The organism is Patescibacteria group bacterium (genome assembly GCA_030583705.1).
Classification (GTDB): Bacteria; Patescibacteriota; Patescibacteriia; order Patescibacteriales; family Patescibacteriaceae; genus Patescibacterium.
The window spans coordinates 127060-143179 of the sequence record CP129471.1; the positions used below are offsets into that span (position 1 = coordinate 127060).

Genomic DNA, 16120 nt, shown 5'->3' on the forward strand with positions numbered 1-16120 from the left:
ATGAGTATTTTGTATAAGGTATTTTTTGTTCTATTCTTTTTATTTTTCTCTGTCCACTATACTCAAGCGGCTGATTTTTTTATAGGAGAAGAGATTAATGATTTGGGCTTGGGACAGGTTTTTAAGACAGATATTTTTATTAATACTGAATCAGAGAACTTAAATACTTTTTCGGCTAAAGTGCTTTTTTCCGATAATTTAAGTTTAAAAAATGTTTATTCTGGAAGTTCTATTATAAGTTTTTGGATTAAAAAGCCTGAACTTAGCGAAGATGGTTCATTAACTTTTTCGGGTATTATACCTGGTGGCTATATGGGTCACGAGGGTTTTTTATTTTCACTTGAGCTTGAAGCGGTTAATGCCGGACAAGCTTTTATTTTAATTGATGAGGCCCAGGTTTTTAAGCATGATGGAACAGGGCAAGCTCTATCAATTGATTCTAAAACCTTTGATTTTTTTATTGATCAAGAAACTTCTTTGTTAACTTATGAGAAGCAAGTAGACCAAGAGCCTCCAGAGATTTTTAGTGTTGAGATTATAAGTGATGAAAATATTTTTGATGGTCAATGGGTGGCAATCTTTGATACTCATGATAAAGGACTTGGTCTTGATTATTACATGGTTAAAGAGTCTCGTAGTCGGATCTTGGGATTTTTTAAAAAATGGAGAATAGCTGAGAGCCCCTTGGTCTTAGAAGATCAAGCAAGAAAAAGTTATCTTTGGATTAAAGCGGTTGATAAGGCCGGTAATGAAAGGGTTTTAACTGTTCCGCCGACGGTTAATAGCTCCTGGTATTCCAATCTTGACATTCTTCTTGTTATATCTTTGATTTTTCTGCTATTATTTATTATAAGGGCGTTTAAAAATATTTTATATGTTAAAAAAAGGTAAAATCTATAATAAAATAATTATATTAGCTTCGCTAGTTCTTTTATTTTATTCTTTTGATCGGCTTAATGCTGCTGTTTTGTTTTATGAGACAGCGGAAACTTATAAGGCGGGTGATTATTTTGATGTACCTGTTCTTATTTCCAGCCCCGAAGAGGCGATTAACGCTGTTTCCGTAACTTTGTCTTTTCCAGCTGATCAGCTTAAGTTTATTGAGAGTTCGGTTAATAACTCTATTTTTGACATGTGGATTAAAGAGCCGACTATTTCTTCTTCAAGTGATAGCCTATCATTTGAGGGTATTATATTTAATCCGGGTTTTTCTTCTTCGGGCGGTAATCTTTTAAATCTTAGATTTTTAGGCTTAAAATCAGGGGAGGCTAAGCTAAATTTTTCTTCCTCACTTGTTTTAGCTAATGATGGACAAGCTACTCCAGTTAATTTTACAACATCTTCTCCATCCTTTTTAATTTTATCGTCTCCTGATCAGCCTAATCAAGAAGCTCCTGGGCAGTCCTTAAAAGAAGAGGCGGAGAGCGAGACAACCCAAAAAACAGATAAGGATAAGGGTGACAAGGTAGAAAGCGATGAGGAGAATAATCAAAAAGATTCTTATGAGGAAGAAGATCTTTCTTTAGACTCCAGTGAACAAAAAGAACTATTTAGTGGCTTAGCTATTTATTTTAGTGAAATGAAGGAGACAGAAAAATGTTTTTTCGGTTTTGAAGATTTATGTTATCGCCTAACACCTTTTTCTTTAATGCTTTTAGCGCTTCTTTTGGTAGCCACGGGTTTGTTAATTTTTAGAATATTTAAATTTACAGGACTTAACAAGCAAGGGGCAATTAAGGATAAAGCAAGATTCTTTTTCTATGCTTCAATTCTCTCTTTGGTTATTATTTTATCTCTAATCTTTATAATTAAAGGTTAGCTTTATATGACAATTAACCCTTCCATCTTTAAAGCCTACGATATCCGTGGTGTTTATGGGCGTGATTTTGATGAAGCTTTTGCTTATGATCTTGGTTTGGCTTATTGTAAACTGCGCCGTGAAGAAGGAGGAAAACAAGAACTTAAGTTGGTAGTCGGTTATGATATGCGTTTGTCTTCACCTGTTCTTAAAGAGAACTTAATTAAGGGCTTGGTGGATGGTGGAGCCGAGGTAGAAGATATAGGGTTAGTGGGTACTCCAACTTTTTATTTTGCCGTAGCCCATTTTAAATATGATGGAGGTATTATGGTGAGTGCTTCCCATAATCCGCAAGAGTATAATGGTTTTAAGTTGGTTAGACAATTAGCTTCCCCGATTGGTGAAGATAGTGGTATACAAGACTTAAAAAGACTTATTATGGAAGAGGCTTTAGTACCTTATCACAAAAAAGGTTTGGTTAAAAAAAGAGATAATATTATTAAAGATCATGTTGTCTATGATTTATCTTTAACTGAATTTAATAATTTTAAGCCAATGAAAGTAGTTATTGATACGGCTAATTCTATGGGTGCACCCTACTTTGATGAACTATTAAAACATCTACCGTCCTTACAGGTGGAAAAAATGAATTGGCAGCTGGATGGTAGTTTTCCAGCGCATGAAGCGGATCCTTTTAAGCCGGAAAACGTTAAAGAGCTTGGAGAAAAGATAGTTGAATTTAAAGCTGATTTAGGTATCGCTACCGATGGAGATGCAGATAGAATATTTTTTCTGGATGAAAAAGGAGTTCCAGTTGAACCTGGTATTACTAGGGCTATTCTTTGTAAGTTGTTTCTACAAGAAAAACCCAATTCAACTATTGCCTATGATGTTCGTCCGGGTAGAATTACCCCAGAAACAATTAAAAAATACGGAGGACAAGCTTTAGTTACCAGAGTAGGTCATTCGTTAATTAAGCAGGCGGTGATAGATACTGGCGCTTATTTTGCCGGAGAATCTTCTGGGCATTTTTGTCTTAACATGGAAAAGGAAGGGTGTTATGAAATTCCTGGTATTGTTGCTCTTAAAATATTAAAAGAGTTATCTGAAAGCGGACAAAAGTTCTCGGATTATATAAAACCATACCAGAAGTATTTCCATAGCGGAGAGATTAATATGAAAGTTAAAGATCCCCAGGCGACTATCATTAAAATTAAACAAGCTTATCAAGACGGGCAACAAAATAATTTAGACGGTCTTTCTGTGGAATATCCAGATTATTGGTTTAACCTGCGTTCGTCTAATACTGAACCTCTTTTAAGACTTAACCTTGAAGCTATAAGCCAAGAAGTGATGGAAAAGCATAGAGATGAGTTATTAGAGATGATAGGGGAAGAATAAGAGATAACTAAAGGTTTTTGAACAAGAAAGAAGGCTAATAAGTTTATAACTACTAAAAAAGCCCTATTATAAGGGCTTTTATTATTTTCAATTCTGAGCTTAACCTTTCTTTTCCATCGCTTCCAGTAGTCTTTTAACCGCTGCTACGTAGGCGGCAGTGCGGAGGTCTATGGAGTGTTCTTGTGAGTATGTCCAGATTTGTTCAAAGGCTTTTTTCATTAAGTCTTTTAGTTTGTTGTTTACTTCTTCCAAACTCCAACTTTCTTCCTTAAGATTTTGTTGCCATTCAAAATAAGAAACAGCTACTCCACCGGCGTTAGCTAGCACGTCTGGTATAATAACAATATTTTTTTCCGCTAATCTTTTACTAGCTGGCAAACTTATCGGTCCATTGGCTATCTCCACTATAACCGGGGCTTTTATTGCTTCTACATTATTTTCGGTAATTACTCCATCTAAAGCCGAGGGTACCAGGATATCTACTTTAAGTTCTAATAAAGCTTCATTGGTAATAGCTTCACTGTTTGGGTAATCGGCTACTGAGCCGGTTTTTTCTTTATGAGAGATAACTTCTTTTATATTTAAACCTTCGGGATTATAAATACCTCCTTTTGAATCTGAAACAGCCACGATCTTCCAATTTGGTTTAACCAGCTCGGCAAAGTTAAGTCCGGCGTTGCCAAAACCCTGAATTGCTATAGCTAGCTTAGCATCGCTTTCTCCTCTTTTTTCTAAAAGAGCTTCAAGAGCGTAAACCGCACCTTGGGCGGTAGCTTTATCTCGTCCGGCTGAACCACCTTGTTCTAAGGGTTTACCGGTAATTACACCCGGAGCTGAGGTTTTAGTTATTTTTTCATACTCATCTCTAAACCAAGCCATAATGGCCGGGGTAGTATAGACATCTGGAGCGGGAATGTCTCTGTGTGGACCCACTACCGGCTCAAGAGCTCTAGCTAAGCTTCTAGTTAGTCTTTCCAGTTCATTTTGACTAAGTTCTTTCGGGTTAACGATAACTCCGCCTTTGCCTCCTCCTAAGGGGATATCAATGACGGCGCATTTAACGGCCATCCAAAAGGCCAGAGAGGTAACTTCTTCAAGATCAACTTGCGGATGATAGCGTATACCTCCTTTATATGGACCTCTCGCACTATTATACTGTACACGATAACCTTTAAAGATCTTTGTTTCGCCGTTATCCATAGCCACCGGTAGGTTAACCTCCACAATTCTTTCCGCCTCTTTTAAAATAGCTAAAAGATTTTTTCTTTCATCAAGCGGCAAAAGATTGTGTCTGACAATTATTTCATAAGCTTCTTCAAGTTGTTTAAGGTTATCTTTCATCATAGGGTTATAGGGTTAGTTATAAGGTTAGATTATCTTAGGTTGTTATTAAAAAATTATTTAAAGGTTGTTCTTTAATTATATTTCAAAGGTTGATTTTAATTAAGACCCATGGCTTGTTTGACTTTAACCATGGTTTCTTCGGCTAAAGGTAGAACTTTTTTAGCACCAGCTTTAAGAATATCTTTAATGTCATCATCTGAATAAGTGGACATTCTAGTCTGAAGATTTTGCAAGAAGTCGGCGGTTAAGTTAGCTAGGTCCTCTTTAAACTCTCCATAGCTTTTGTTCTCATACAAGGCTTCTAGCTCTTTAATATTTTTTTTACTTAAAGCTGAATAAATAGCTAATAAGTTAGAGATGGCCGGTTTCATCTGGGGGTTATAGATTACCCTTGATTCAGAATCGGTAATCGCTCGTTTTATTTTCTTATGAGCCGAAAGAGGATCTTCGTTTAGACCAATACAACCGTTTTGGTTACCACTCTTACTCATTTTTTTAGAAGGGTCAATTAAAGACATAATGCGTGCTCCGGTTTCTTTAATTAAAGATTTGGGAACAACAAAGGTTTCCCCATACACAGTGTTAAAACGCCGCGCTAAAAGACGAGTTAGCTCTATATGTTGAACTTGGTCTTCCCCGACTGGTACAACCTCGGTGTTGTACAGTAGAATATCTGCCGCCATTAGGGTGGGGTAGTTAAGTAGACCAGCACCAGGTCCTTCCTTGCCTTGATCCTTAGTTTTGTCCTTATACTGGGTCATTTTTTCCAATTCGGAAACTTTGGTAATAGTATTAAGCAACCAACCCAGCTCGGTATGCTCTTTAATATCCGATTGCTGGAAAATAACCGAATCTTTCGGGTCAATACCGGCAGCCAGGTAAATTCTGGCGATATTTAAAATGGATTCTCGTAAGACATTTGGGTCTTGATGAACCGTAATGGCGTGATAGTCTACCACACAAAACAGACAGCGGTAGTCTTGTTGCAGATTAAGCCATTGACTGATGGCCCCGATGTAGTTGCCCAGATGAAGATTTCCGGAAGGCTTAATAGCGGAAAAAAGGGTCGGACGGTTATTTGGTTTCATAAGGTTATTAATCTTTATTAACGATTTTTATTTATCTTTTTTAGTTAAAGATTCAAAAGCTCTTAAAATTTCTAGAGGAACGGCAAAGACTATGGTATTGGATTGATCAGAGCTCATATCATTAATGGACTGCAGGGTACGCAAATGAAGAGCCCCGGGAGCTTCGGATAAGGTATTGGCGGCTTTAGCCATATTGTCTGCGGCTGTTACTTCACCTTCGGCGCGAATAATAACCGCTCTTCTTTCTCTTTCTGCCTCAGCTTGCTTGGCAATCGTTCTTTCCATATCTTCAGGTAGAGAAACATCTTTTAATTCAACATTATCAACTTGTATTCCCCAAGGATCACTGGCTTTGTCTACAATACCTTTAATGCGATCCGAAATCATGTCTCTTTGGCTAAGTAGCTCATCCAACTCAACTTCTCCAACGACGTTACGCATAGTGGTTTGGGCTAATTGCGAAACAGCGTAAAAGAAATTTTCAACTTCCAAAACGGCTTTGGCTGAATCTTGGACTTTGTAGTAAATAACAGCGTTAACCATTACCGGGATATTGTCTTTAGTGATGGCTTTTTGATCCGGTACGTCAACGGCCTTAACTCTCATATCTATTTTTTTTAAAGACTGAAAAATCGGAATAACCATGCGCCAACCCGGCTGAACGATGCGGGTGAATTTACCCATGGTAAATAAAAGACCTTTTTCGTATTGATTAATCTGTCTTAAGAGGATTATTGTGGCGATAATCACCGCGATAATAAAAACAAAGAATGACATATATGGGAATAAATAATTAGTTAGAGACAAGCTCTAGTCTATTAACTATAGCTTATTTTTAGCCTTATATCAAGTTTATACTGATTATTAGAAAAGAGAACACCCCATCTATAGGGGTGGGGATAAGAGTTGTCTTAAGATAAAGCGGGACAGCCCCAGAGCTGGAATAGGTGAAACTCAGCCTGGGAGGGCGGGGAGATTCATATTAGCGTATAGGAAAAAGCGGGGAGATTCAATTTATATAATCGGTAAAATTTTGACGAGAGATGACAGCAGTTTTTGCTTGAGGGTAGGCTTCTTTGAAATCCTTAAAAGGAGCTGGCTGTGTAGACCACTTGCATTCATAGGCCTCAATCTCATCACCTAGCTCAAACACCAAATCAACCTCTTGCCCTTTTTTGTTTCGCCAAAAATATAAGCCGTTGAAGTAGCTATTTTTTGTGACGGCTTTTTTATATAACTCCATACAAACAAAGTTTTCCCAAAGTGCTCCGATTTCTCTGGAATCACGATTGTCTAATTTTTGAAAGCGATCAATTAAAGCATTACGTAATCCAATGTCGTAGAAAAAGTATTTAACGTTTTTACGGATTTCGTTTCGTGGGTTCTTGGCGAAGGCAGGAACTCGTTTTATAATAAATGATTTTTCCAACAGGTCTAAATAACGGATAATTTTCTTATGGTCTGTTTCACCAACGTCTTTGGCTAGTTTGGTGGCGGAAACCTCGTTGCCGATTTGCAAGGCCAGAGCTTTAGTTATTTTTAACAGTAGGGACGGAGACTTTAAACGATCAAGCGCTAAAATATCTTTAAATAGATATGAGCTAACCAATTCTTGCAAGAGCTGTTGTTTTTTAATCTCATTATTTTGTGCCAGGATCTCTGGATAAAATCCATAAAGGAGCAGTGATTCAAGATTATTTTCTTTGTCAAAATTGTTGCCATCTATCTCATTGAGGGCGATAGGCATAAGCTTTACTTCAAACTGCCGACCCGTTAATGGTTCGCCTATTTTTTGAGCAAGATCGAACGAGGATGATCCAGTTAGAATGAGTTTTTTCTCTGGAAAGGCATCAACTATCATTTTTGCCGCCATTCCGATCTTGGGTATTTGTTGGGCCTCATCAATAACAATAACATCATACTGTTCAGCATAGGTAAGAATTTTAGCTCTTCTTTGTCCACTGAGTAACTCTTGTAGATTTAAATCATCGCCAATATCATAGCGAGATTGAACGTTTTTTGGTAGATTGGCCAGATATTGCTTAACGAGAGTCGTTTTTCCCACTCTTCTTGGGCCATAGAGAACCAGGGCTCTTTTAGGCCAGAGCATGGTTTCAATAGATTGTTTTCGTTTAAATTTCATATTTTTAGGGTATCATACACCCGAAAAAATGTCAATTTTAGGGTTTGCCATACTCTGATTATATCTCTACCCCGGGATCAACTCTTAATTTTGCCCAAGGAGTGGTTTTTTTGGCTTTAAACTTAAAATAAGCAGCAGCAGCGATCATGGCGGCGTTATCGGTAGTGTAGGCCATAGGGGGCATAGCAAAGGACAAATTAGCCTTAGTTACTTCTTTTTTGAGTCTTTCTCTTAAGGTTTTATTGGCGGCTACTCCGCCGGCCAACATAACCGATTTTACTTTATAATTTAGGGCAGCTTTAAGGGTTTTATGAACAAGAACATCAACCACCGCTTGTTCAAAAGCATAGGCATACTCTTCCACTCTTTTTTTATAGTTTTTATCTTTTTTTATTTCATACAGTAAAGCGGTTTTAAGTCCTGAGAAAGAAAAATCATAATCTTTGGAGTACATCATTGGGCGGGGTAGAATTATTTTTGTCAGATTAGTTTTTGTTAGATCAGCTTGCTTGCTAGAGTTTTCTTTGTTGGCTGCTTTTATTTTCTTTTTTGTTATATTTTTTATATAACGTTCTGCCTTTTGGGAAATTAAAGGGCCACCAGGATAACCAAGACCGAGCAGTTGGGCGGCTTTATCAAAGGCTTCGCCGGCTGCGTCGTCTCTGGTTTGTCCGATAGTTTGGTAATTAAGGTGATCTTTCATTAAAACTAATTGAGTATGTCCCCCTGAAACAGTTAAGATAATGGCTGGTAGTTTAGGAGTATTGTCTATAAAGTTACTGTATAGGTGTCCCTCAATATGATTAACGGCTACGATTGGTAGATTCCAAGCATAGGATAATGTCTTAGCGGTTTCTAAGCCGGTCATTAAGGAGGTAATCAGTCCGGGACCGATAGTTACTCCTATGGCAGATAATTGCTTATGGGCATTTTGTTTATTTAAACCAGCTTCTTTCAAAGCTTCTTCAATTATCGGGAGAATGTTAAGCACATGTTCTCTGGCGGCGATTTCCGGTACCACTCCTCCGTATTTTTTATGTAAAGAGATTTGTGAGGCGACTTTATTGGATAATAGCTTAAGTTTACCACCTCGCCCTTCAATTACGGCGGCGGCGGTTTCATCACAACTGGTTTCAATAGCAAGGATTTTCATAAATTAAGATAATAGGTATATAATTATAATAGCTATATAATACGGTAATTATTCAAGGTACTCTTTACTATAGCAGAAATTGTGCTAATATGATACTTTAAGAATATCGCGGACGTGGTGAAATTGGTATACACGCCAGCCTTAGGAGCTGGTGCCTCACGGCGTGAGAGTTCGAGTCTCTCCGTCCGCACAATATAAATTTCTATAATTTTTGATTTTGATTTATTTTTTAGGCCTTGTCTTCGCGATAGTTTTTTGAAGTCAGCTTTTACTTCTTTGCGCCTCTTTGTTTTTTATGGTATACTAGGGGTACATTTAATTATTAACTTTTATCCCTATGACTCTTAATTCATCCAACATTATTGACCCCGACGTAGAGGCCAATAAAATATATGCTGTTTTGTCCTATCTTTGGATCCTTTGTCTGATTCCTCTTCTCTTTAGACGTGGCTCTTCTTTTGCACAGTTTCATGCCAAACAAGGTTTTGTTCTTTTTGTCGTTCAGGTTATCGTTAGTCTTCTGCAGTTTATCCCGATCTTTGGGCAGATTTTATTAGTCTTGGTTATTATTCTATCTGTTGTTGGTATTATTAAAGCCTATAATGGTGAGCGTTGGGAGATGCCTTTTATTTACCAATGGAGTAAAAAAATCAGTTTATAAATCGTAATGACAATAAATATCTTTATTTAAAATTTATTCTTTTTTTATTTTTCTTTTATGATCTTTACTAAATTCTTTAAAGACTTGACCATTAAGGACGTACCCTCGGTAGGCGGCAAGAACGCCTCTTTAGGGGAGATGTTTAGAACTTTAGGTAAGCAAAAAATTCACGTACCTAACGGTTTTGCCACTACTGCCGACGCTTACCGATACTTTTTTAAAGAGACAGGTTTAATGGAGAAGATTAGGCAGACTCTTAAGGGACTTGATACTCATAATGTTACCGACCTGGCTCGTCGCGGTAAAATTATTAGAGCAGCTATTGTTAAAGAAGAATTTCCACTTGATCTTAAAAAAGCCGTAGTTAAAGCTTATGACGAGTTAAGTCGTTATTATGGAGTTAAAAATCTTCATGTAGCAGTTCGTTCGTCAGCTACGGCTGAAGATTTGCCTGACGCTTCTTTTGCCGGGCAACAGGAAACTTATCTTAATATTTCTGGTCATGAGGCTCTACTTAAAGCGGTTAAAGAGTGTATTGCTTCTTTATTTACCAATCGGGCTATTTCTTATCGGGTAGATAAAGGTTTTGATCATTTTGATATTGCTTTGTCTGTTGGTGTGCAAAAGATGGTTCGTTCGGATTTGGCTTCTTCCGGGGTCATGTTTTCTATTGATACCGAGTCCGGTTTTGCTAACGCTGTTTTAATTAACTCAATTTACGGTCTGGGTGAAAATATTGTGCAGGGTAAAGTTAGCCCTGATGAGTTTTTTGTTTTTAAGCCAACTGGACAAATTATTTATCGCTCAATCGGCAAAAAGCATTTGAAAATGGTTTATAATACCAAGGGGCCTAGTCCGGTTAAAGATGTACCGGTTTCTAAAAAAGATCGTCTTAAATCTTCCATCACTGATAAGCAAGTTAAAGAGCTGGCTAGAGCGGCCATGATTATTGAAAAACATTATGGACGACCAATGGATATGGAGTGGGCTTTAGATGGTTTGGATAATAAACTATATATAGTTCAGGCTAGACCTGAAACCATTCACAGTGTTCGTGATTACAGTGTTATTGAACATTATCGTTTGTCTAAAACCCCTAAGCCTTTAGTTAAGGGTAAAAGCGTTGGCACGAAAATTGGTTCTGGGGTTGCTAACCGTATCATGAGCATTAAAGATATTGCCTCTTTTAAAAAAGGACAGGTTTTGGTAACTGACATGACCGATCCGGATTGGGAGCCGATTATGAAAATCGCTTCGGCTATTGTAACAGACAAGGGTGGACGAACTTGTCATGCTGCTATCATTTCTCGAGAAATGGGCATTCCTTGCGTAGTGGGTACGGAAAACGCCACTACTAAACTTAAGAGTGGAGATAATTTAACGGTTAGTTGCGCTCAAGGTGATGATGGTTATGTTTATGACGGTATCATCCCTTATAAGGTGGAAAAAACCGACATTAAGAATCTTGGAAAAACTAAAACTAAGATCATGATGAACATTGGTTCACCGGAAATGGCTTTTGAATCTTCTTTTATTCCTAATGACGGAGTAGGGTTAGCTAGACAAGAGTTTATTATTAATAACTATATTAAAGTACACCCCTTGGCCCTTATTAAATATCCTAATTTGGCCGATAAAAAAGCTAAAGCCAAGATTGCTCGTTTAACTGAAGGCTATACAGATAAAAAACAATTTTTTATAGACAAATTAGCTGAGGGAGTGGCTTTGATCGCTGCCGCTTTTTATCCCAAGCCGGTAATTGTTCGCTTATCTGATTTTAAATCTAACGAATACGCCAACTTAATTGGTGGCAGAGAGTTTGAGCCGATTGAAGCTAATCCGATGATCGGTTGGAGAGGCGCTAGTCGTTATTATGATCCTGCTTATGAACCGGCCTTTGCTTTGGAGTGCGCAGCCTTAAAAACCGTGCGTGATAAAATGGGCTTAGCTAATGTTAAAGTTATGATTCCGATTTGTCGGACAGTGGAAGAAGGTAAAAGAGTTATTGCTTTAATGGATAAGTACGGTCTTAAACAAGGTGTTAACGATTTGGAAGTTTATGTTATGGCAGAAATTCCGGCTAATATAATTTTAGCCGAAGAGTTTGCCAAAGTTTTTGACGGTTTTTCCATTGGCTCCAATGACTTAACCCAGCTTACTCTCGGTATTGATCGTGATGCTGGTAATTTAAATATTGCTGGTGTTTCCAATGAAAAGAATGAAGCTGTTAAATCTTTGATTCGTTACTTGATTACTGTTGGTAAAAGAACCAAAACCAAGGTAGGTATTTGTGGACAGGGTCCAAGCGACTTTCCGGAGTTTGCCCGTTTCTTGGTGGAATGCGGTATTGACAGTTTGTCCTTAAATCCCGATACTGTCATTAAGACAACTTTGGATATTGTTAAAACCGAAAAACGTCTGAAGAAATAATTTCTTCACTTAATTTGAGTAGTGCTTAATTTAAATAATCAAAAAGGAATATAAAAACCCGCATGAAGACTTTTCTTACCCATCTGGCTGAATTTGTTAAAATGGCCATTATTGCCTTGGCTATTATTCTACCTATTCGTTATTTTATTGTTCAACCTTTTTACGTTAAGGGCGCTTCAATGGAGCCAACTTTTCATGATCATGAGTACTTAATGGTTGATGAGATAAGTTATAGGTTTAATGAACCCAAGAGAGGCGAAGTCTTGGTTTTTCGTTATCCTTATAATCCAAAAGAATATTATATTAAGAGACTAATCGGCTTGCCCGGTGAGACGATTTTAATTCAGGATGGAATGGTTTTTATCACTACTGAAGATAATCGGCAGTTTTTACTTAAAGAAAATTATTTACCATCTGATATTTATACGGTTTTTTCTTCTATTGAGCCTATTAGGCTTTCAGAAGATGAATATTTTGTTTTAGGAGATAACCGTAATAGCTCTAAAGATTCACGAGTTTTCGGACCGATTAACAGCTCGCATATTATAGGTAGGGTTTTCTTCAGGGGTTGGCCGTTAAATCGTTTTGGTTTACTTTTAGAGGATGATCCTTATCCGCAAGAAGAATCTTTTGGTTTAAATGGTTTATAAAAAATTAGCTTTTAACTTTTAATAATTTTTAATCTTACTTATGTCAAAAAATATTAATCGCCCAGCCAAAAACAAGAACGTTGTGGTGGCGAAAAAGAAAAACGATCCTCCCTCTCGCCTTAAAGGTTTTCGTGATCTTATTGGAGAAGATAAGCGTTATTGGCGATTGGTTGTTGATAAGGCGACACAGTTATCTAAAGTTTATGATTACGAAAGACTGGAGTTACCCCAAATTGAGTCTTTGTCTTTGTTTGAAAAACTTCATGGTAAAAACTCTGAGGCAATAACCAAAGAGCTTTACAGCTTTACCGATAATGGCAATGAAAAAGTGGCCTTGCGTCATCATTTTAAAGCCCCTCTAGCTAGAGCTTTAATGGAGCACCTTATTGGTGATGAACCGGTAATGATTAAGACTTGTTTGATTGGCCCTCTTTATCGTTACGTTAAGACTCAGTCTGGTTTTTATCGTGAACATCGTCAGTGGAATATGGATGTGGCTGGTGTTAGTGGTCCGGTGATTGATGCTCAACTTATTCTTATTGCTTGGAATTTTTTTAGAGAATTGCAAATAGATATTACGGTAGAAATTAATAATTTAGGTGATGAGGAGTGCCGTGAGGCTTACAAAGAAGCCTTGGTTGAACATTACAAGGACAGGGCCAAGAAGGTTAAATTGCCGATTGAGCTTAAGAAACGGTTAACTAAAGATCCTTTTTCTATCTTAACGGATACGGATGAGCGCTTATCTGAATTTAATGAAGACGCTCCCCAGATTGTTGACTATCTTTCCCAAGAAGATAAAGAAAATTTCTTTTTAACTCTTGAACATCTTGATTCTCTAAATATCTCCTATAATCTTAACCCGACACTTTTCGGCTCCTTTAATTTTTACTGTGGTACGGTTTTTGAATTTGTTACACCAGAAGAAGAGGGACGCAAACAGCAAGTTTTGGGTACTGGTGGAAGATATTCTGATTTGTATTCTTGTTTATTTGATAAAGAAGTGCCGGCTGCTGGTTTTTCGGTGGGCTTAGATAGAACCGTTAATCGTTTAAAAAGTCTTAATCTGCCTTTTCAGAGCGAAGCTCCACCTGATGTTTATTTTGCACAAATCGGGCAACAGGCTAGACACAAAGCTATGGTAATGTTTGAAGAATTGCGAAAATCAGGTTTTAGTGTTAGCCAAGGATTTTTACATAATGGTCTTAAGGGACAACTTGAGGAAGCTGAAAAAATGCAGGTTCGTTTTACGATTATTTTAGGACAAAAAGAAATGATGGATGGAACAATAATCTTAAGAGATATGGAATCAGGAGCCCAAGAGGTGGTTGATGCCAAGAAACTTATAGGTGAACTTGAAAAGAGAATGAAACAATAATATCCTTGACTTTTTAATTAAATTATGATATTATTAATATAATAGCTAAAGTGTTGGAAAAGAAAATAGGTTTTTATTAATATTTTCCTAAAAACTCACAAAAACAGGCAAAATAGCCTGTTTTTGTTATATTGATTGTACCTCAAGCTTGAATTTAGTCCTTTAATTGACAACCGCTTCTTAATGGGATAAAATACTTAAGTTGATTATACCTTAATTATATTACTTTATTAACATATAATAACGTATACCACCTAGAAAGGCAGGTGCTAACTATGGTTGAATTTAAACGGAAAAAGGGTGAAACTTTTGAAAGTTTCTTAAGACGTTTTAATAAGCGATTACAACAGAGTAAGCGCTTGGTTGCGGCTAGGAAAAATCGTTATCATCGTAAAGATAAAAACGAGAACCAGAAAAAGCAAAGCGCTTTAGTTGGTCTTAAGCTGCGCTCTAAACGTGAATACGAAGAAAAAGTCAGTAAATTTTCAGATAATCTTAATAAAACGGGTAATAGATGGTAGAGTGCTTGTTTAGTAGGTAAAATAAAAACAATGAAGTTTTTCTTCATTGTTTTTATTTTTTAAAGCCAGGAAAAAATCTTTTAATAGATTCAAGCCTTGATTTTTTAGCATACTGTTTTATTTTATCTCTAGCTCTTCTGGTTTTAATAAAGGATAGCCAATCATAGTTAGGACCGGCTCTGTTTTGATCTGTAATTATTTCCACCACATCACCGTTTTTCAGCTCTTGATCTAGTGGTGCTATGCGATTATTAATTCGTGAAGCTACTGACTTATTGCCAATATCCGTATGAATGTCATAAGCAAAATCAATTGGCGTAGCGCCTCTTGGTAGATCATGTACATCTCCTTTGGGGGTAAAGACAAAGATACGGTCTTGGAAGACATCAAATTTTATTTCAGTAATAAAGTCTTGTCCAGTGGCTACACCTCTTTGTATTTCCAAAATTTCTTTAACCCATTTGGGCATAGTATCTGGCGAGTTGCCGGTGGGTTGTTTGTAATACCAATGGGCGGAAATTCCGTATAAAGATTCTTCATGCATTTTATGAGTACGTATTTGGAACTCCGTTGATTTACCTTCAAGTCCAAAAACTGTAGTGTGAATACTACGGTAGCCATTTGGTTTTGGTACGGCAATATAATCTTTAAAACGCGCGTAATTTGGTCTCCAAATAGAATGCACCACTCCTAGGCTTTTATAACAGTCCGCCACATTATCAACAACAATACGCAGGGCAAAAACGTCATGGATTTCATCAAAAGCACGATTTTTAATCTGCATCTTTTGCCAGATACTATATAAATGCTTAAAACGTCCTTCTAGCTCATGTTTAATACCTTCTTGGAGGAGCTTTGTGCCAGCAATTTCTTTCATTTGGGCAATGTATTCTTTAAGCTCGGCTTTTCTTTCTATCTCATAACGTTGTCTTAGTTTCTCATATTCTTTGGGATGGAGCTCTTTAAAGCAGAGATCTTCCATTTGCCATTTTAAGCTGGAGATACCTAAAAGTCCGGCAATTGGCGCATAGATTTCCAAAGTTTCCTGGGCAATCCTTTTTCTTTTGTCTTTAACTAGTCCGCGTAGAGTTCTTAGGTTATGAAGACGATCTGCGAATTTAATTAAAATAACTCTCGGATCTTCAGCCATGGCCAAAAACATTTTCCTAAGATTTTCTCTATATCTTTTTATACCTCTATATTTTATTTTACCTAGCTTAGTTATACCCTCTACCAGTTTAGCTATTTCTGGTCCGAAATTTTTTTCAAGGTCTTCTAGTGTTTTATCCGTATCTTCGGGTACATCATGCAATATACCCGCGCAGACAATGGGTAGGTCGGCTTTTATTTCCGAAAGTATATAGGCGGTTTCTAAAGGGTGTTCAATATAAGGCTCACCCGTTAGTCTGGTTTGTTCTTTATGGGCTTCACTGGCAAAACGATAAGCTCGCCGTAGTATCTTAACATCGGCTTCGGGTAAGTAGGTTAAAACGTTGTCAACTATCTGCTTGATTGTCATGGTGGACTTGTGTTATAATTGAAGTAATGATATT

At 37.1% G+C, this 16120-nt stretch carries 14 protein-coding genes and 1 tRNA gene; 9 read left to right on the forward strand and 6 right to left on the reverse strand.

Going from position 1 to position 16120, the window contains the following annotated elements; all coding sequences use genetic code 11:
* Genes QY321_00705 through QY321_00715 form a run of 3 tightly spaced genes read left to right on the forward strand, consistent with a single transcriptional unit; the run spans nucleotide 1 to nucleotide 3199 of the window.
* Nucleotides 1-891, forward strand: a complete 891-nt coding sequence (locus QY321_00705; protein ID WKZ24937.1) for a hypothetical protein — start codon at nucleotides 1-3, stop codon at nucleotides 889-891.
* Entirely contained in the window at nucleotides 875-1819 is a 945-nt protein-coding gene (locus QY321_00710; protein ID WKZ24938.1) for a hypothetical protein, read from the forward strand. The genes QY321_00705 and QY321_00710 overlap by 17 nt, the downstream gene beginning before the upstream one ends.
* A gap of 6 nt (nucleotides 1820-1825) precedes the next feature.
* Nucleotides 1826-3199: a phosphomannomutase/phosphoglucomutase gene (locus QY321_00715; protein WKZ24939.1), complete on the forward strand. Its 1374-nt coding sequence runs from the start codon at nucleotides 1826-1828 to the stop codon at nucleotides 3197-3199.
* Nucleotides 3200-3298: 99 nt separating this feature from the next.
* On the opposite strand, the gene QY321_00720 is transcribed toward QY321_00715, so the two are convergent.
* The 5 genes from QY321_00720 to tsaD form a co-directional block, all read right to left on the reverse strand.
* Entirely contained in the window at nucleotides 3299-4543 is a 1245-nt protein-coding gene (locus QY321_00720) for a Glu/Leu/Phe/Val dehydrogenase (GenBank protein ID WKZ24940.1), read from the reverse strand.
* 95 nt (nucleotides 4544-4638) lie between these two features.
* Nucleotides 4639-5631, reverse strand: a complete 993-nt coding sequence (gene trpS / locus QY321_00725) for a tryptophan--tRNA ligase (GenBank protein ID WKZ24941.1) — start codon at nucleotides 5629-5631, stop codon at nucleotides 4639-4641.
* 27 nt (nucleotides 5632-5658) lie between these two features.
* Complete coding sequence (locus tag QY321_00730; protein WKZ24942.1) at nucleotides 5659-6408, reverse strand: slipin family protein; 750 nt, start codon at nucleotides 6406-6408, stop codon at nucleotides 5659-5661.
* A gap of 232 nt (nucleotides 6409-6640) precedes the next feature.
* Nucleotides 6641-7774, reverse strand: coding sequence for an ATP-binding protein (locus QY321_00735; protein ID WKZ24943.1), 1134 nt, complete (start codon nucleotides 7772-7774; stop codon nucleotides 6641-6643).
* Between the two features lie 58 nt (nucleotides 7775-7832).
* Complete coding sequence (gene tsaD / locus QY321_00740) at nucleotides 7833-8927, reverse strand: tRNA (adenosine(37)-N6)-threonylcarbamoyltransferase complex transferase subunit TsaD (protein ID WKZ24944.1); 1095 nt, start codon at nucleotides 8925-8927, stop codon at nucleotides 7833-7835.
* 108 nt (nucleotides 8928-9035) lie between these two features.
* Here tsaD and QY321_00745 point away from each other — a divergent pair.
* The 6 genes from QY321_00745 (at nucleotide 9036) to QY321_00770 (ending at nucleotide 14567) form a co-directional block, all read left to right on the forward strand.
* Nucleotides 9036-9117: transfer RNA gene (locus tag QY321_00745), tRNA-Leu, on the forward strand.
* Between the two features lie 147 nt (nucleotides 9118-9264).
* A complete protein-coding gene (locus QY321_00750) occupies nucleotides 9265-9588 on the forward strand; it encodes a hypothetical protein (protein ID WKZ24945.1) in 324 nt (107 codons plus the stop codon).
* Between the two features lie 57 nt (nucleotides 9589-9645).
* Nucleotides 9646-12018: a phosphoenolpyruvate synthase gene (gene ppsA / locus QY321_00755; GenBank protein ID WKZ24946.1), complete on the forward strand. Its 2373-nt coding sequence runs from the start codon at nucleotides 9646-9648 to the stop codon at nucleotides 12016-12018.
* Nucleotides 12019-12080: 62 nt separating this feature from the next.
* Nucleotides 12081-12668: a signal peptidase I gene (lepB, locus tag QY321_00760; GenBank protein ID WKZ24947.1), complete on the forward strand. Its 588-nt coding sequence runs from the start codon at nucleotides 12081-12083 to the stop codon at nucleotides 12666-12668.
* A gap of 40 nt (nucleotides 12669-12708) precedes the next feature.
* Nucleotides 12709-14046: a histidine--tRNA ligase gene (gene hisS / locus QY321_00765; GenBank protein WKZ24948.1), complete on the forward strand. Its 1338-nt coding sequence runs from the start codon at nucleotides 12709-12711 to the stop codon at nucleotides 14044-14046.
* A 275-nt stretch (nucleotides 14047-14321) separates the two neighbouring features.
* The gene (locus QY321_00770) at nucleotides 14322-14567 is read left to right on the forward strand and encodes a hypothetical protein (protein WKZ24949.1); all 246 of its coding nucleotides are present in this window, start codon (nucleotides 14322-14324) and stop codon (nucleotides 14565-14567) included.
* Between the two features lie 52 nt (nucleotides 14568-14619).
* On the opposite strand, the gene QY321_00775 is transcribed toward QY321_00770, so the two are convergent.
* On the reverse strand, nucleotides 14620-16086 hold the full coding sequence (locus QY321_00775; GenBank protein WKZ24950.1) for a RelA/SpoT family protein: 1467 nt from the start codon (nucleotides 16084-16086) through the stop codon (nucleotides 14620-14622).
* Between the last annotated feature and the right edge of the window lie 34 nt (nucleotides 16087-16120).

Coding starts and splice junctions, on each gene's coding strand:
- QY321_00775 (WKZ24950.1), bottom strand. CDS start 16,086: ATGACAATCAAGCAGATAGTTGACAACGTTTTAACCTACTTACCCGAA.
- QY321_00770 (WKZ24949.1), top strand. CDS start 14,322: ATGGTTGAATTTAAACGGAAAAAGGGTGAAACTTTTGAAAGTTTCTTA.
- ppsA (WKZ24946.1), top strand. CDS start 9,646: ATGATCTTTACTAAATTCTTTAAAGACTTGACCATTAAGGACGTACCC.
- QY321_00730 (WKZ24942.1), bottom strand. CDS start 6,408: ATGTCATTCTTTGTTTTTATTATCGCGGTGATTATCGCCACAATAATC.
- QY321_00715 (WKZ24939.1), top strand. CDS start 1,826: ATGACAATTAACCCTTCCATCTTTAAAGCCTACGATATCCGTGGTGTT.
- trpS (WKZ24941.1), bottom strand. CDS start 5,631: ATGAAACCAAATAACCGTCCGACCCTTTTTTCCGCTATTAAGCCTTCC.
- QY321_00705 (WKZ24937.1), top strand. CDS start 1: ATGAGTATTTTGTATAAGGTATTTTTTGTTCTATTCTTTTTATTTTTC.
- tsaD (WKZ24944.1), bottom strand. CDS start 8,927: ATGAAAATCCTTGCTATTGAAACCAGTTGTGATGAAACCGCCGCCGCC.
- hisS (WKZ24948.1), top strand. CDS start 12,709: ATGTCAAAAAATATTAATCGCCCAGCCAAAAACAAGAACGTTGTGGTG.
- QY321_00735 (WKZ24943.1), bottom strand. CDS start 7,774: ATGAAATTTAAACGAAAACAATCTATTGAAACCATGCTCTGGCCTAAA.
- QY321_00720 (WKZ24940.1), bottom strand. CDS start 4,543: ATGATGAAAGATAACCTTAAACAACTTGAAGAAGCTTATGAAATAATT.
- QY321_00710 (WKZ24938.1), top strand. CDS start 875: ATGTTAAAAAAAGGTAAAATCTATAATAAAATAATTATATTAGCTTCG.
- QY321_00750 (WKZ24945.1), top strand. CDS start 9,265: ATGACTCTTAATTCATCCAACATTATTGACCCCGACGTAGAGGCCAAT.
- lepB (WKZ24947.1), top strand. CDS start 12,081: ATGAAGACTTTTCTTACCCATCTGGCTGAATTTGTTAAAATGGCCATT.